Here is a 1,798-nt window from a genome sequence, read left to right as displayed (position 1 = left end):
TGCCCCGCGCCGAACTCGGCCTGCCCGGACTGCGGGTGCGCCCGGAACCGCTCGACATCGGCGTGTCCAAGTTCGACCTCTCCTTCCACCTGCGCGAGAGCCGCGGCCCCGACGGCACGCCCCAGGGGGTGGACGGCGTCCTGGAGTACAGCACCGACCTCTTCGACCACGACACCGCGCAGACCCTCGCCGACCGCCTGGTCCGCGCCCTGCGCGAGCTCGTCGCCCACCCCGACCGGCCGGTGAGCGCCGCGGACCTGCTCGCTCCCCGCGAGCACCACGCCCTCCAGCGCTGGAACGACACCGCGGCCCCGGCCCTGCCCGGCACCCTGCCGGACCACTTCCAGGCCCAGGTCGCGCGCACCCCGCACGCCACGGCCCTCCGGCACGCCGGTACCGACCTCGCCTACGCCGAGCTCAACGCGCGCGCCAACCGGCTCGCCCGCCACCTCGTCGCGGCCGGCGTCGGTGCCGAGGACCTGGTGGGCCTCGCCCTGCCGCGCACGCCCGACCTGGTCGTCGCCGTCCTCGCCGTCCTCAAGGCCGGCGCCGCCTACCTCCCGCTCGACCCGGACCACCCGGCGCCGCGGCTCGCGCTCATGCTCGACGATGCCGCCGCCGCCCTCGTCCTGACCACGCGGGAGACCGCCACCGCCCTGCCGGACGGCCACCGGTGCACCGTCCTCGACGACCCGGACGTCCAAGCCGCCCTGGCCCGGTACTCCGATGCCGACCTCACCGACGCCGACCGCGTCCGCCCGCTGTACCCGGACAACGCCGCCTACGCCCTGTTCACCTCCGGCTCCACCGGACGCCCCAAGGCCGTCGTCGTACCCCACCGCAACGTCGTCGACCTGGCGGCCTGGGCCGTCGGCGAAGTCGGCCCCGCGGAGCTGGCGTCCGTCGCCGCCACGACCTCCCTCGGCTTCGACGTCTCCGCCTTCGAACTGTTCGCCCCGCTGCTCGGCGGCGGCCGCGTCGACCTGGCCGACGACGTCCTGGCCCTCGCCCGGAACGGTGACTCCGCCACCGGCCTGCTGAGCACGGTGCCGTCGGCCATGGCCGCCCTGCTCGCCGACCCGGACACCCCGCCCCGCGCCCTGCGCCCCCGCACCCTGCTGTACGCGGGCGAGGCCCTGACCGCCCGGCTGGTCCACGACACCCGCGCCGCCTTCCCCGGCTGCCGGATACTCAACGTCTACGGGCCGACCGAGGCCACCGTCTACGCGACCCGCGCGGTCCTGGACCCCGACGACGACACCGAGCCCACCATCGGCTCACCGCTGCGCAACATCACCGCCCACATCCTGGACCGCGCGCTGCGCCCCCTGCCGCCCGGCTCGACGGGAGAGCTCTACCTCGCCGGCGACCTGCACCTCGCCCGCGGCTACCTCGGCCGAGGCGCCCTCACCGCCGAACGGTTCGTCGCCCATCCCTACGGCCGGCCCGGCAGCCGCATGTACCGCACCGGCGACCTCGCCCGCTGGACGGCCGACGGCCGCATCGAGTACCTGGGCCGCAGCGACGACCAGGTCAAGATCAGGGGAGTCCGCGTGGAACCCCGCGAGATCGAGGCCGCCCTGGCCGCCCTGCCCTCCGTCCGCCACTGCGTCGTCACCGCCCACGACGACCCGGACGGCGGCAGGCGCCTTGTCGCCCACGTCGTCCCCCGCGACCCCGGCGCCCTCACCCCCGACGACGTGCGCGCCCGGGCAGTCGAGGTCCTCCCGGCGTCGGTGGTGCCGGCGGCGTTCGTGGTGCTGGAGCGGTTGCCGTTGACGGTGAACGGGAAGCTGGA

1 protein-coding gene is annotated in these 1,798 nt (G+C 76.0%); it reads left to right on the top strand.

The annotated features are described in order from the left end of the window. The coding region (locus KWI83_RS37615) for an amino acid adenylation domain-containing protein (RefSeq protein WP_218518861.1) at nt 1-1,798 on the top strand (1,798 nt) is incomplete at both ends.

It is taken from the genome of Streptomyces sp. TRM70350, from assembly GCF_019219825.1.
In the GTDB taxonomy this organism is placed as follows: domain Bacteria; phylum Actinomycetota; class Actinomycetes; order Streptomycetales; family Streptomycetaceae; genus Streptomyces.
The sequence above is the reverse complement of the archived record's forward strand: the minus strand, read 5'-3'. Positions and strand labels throughout refer to the sequence as shown.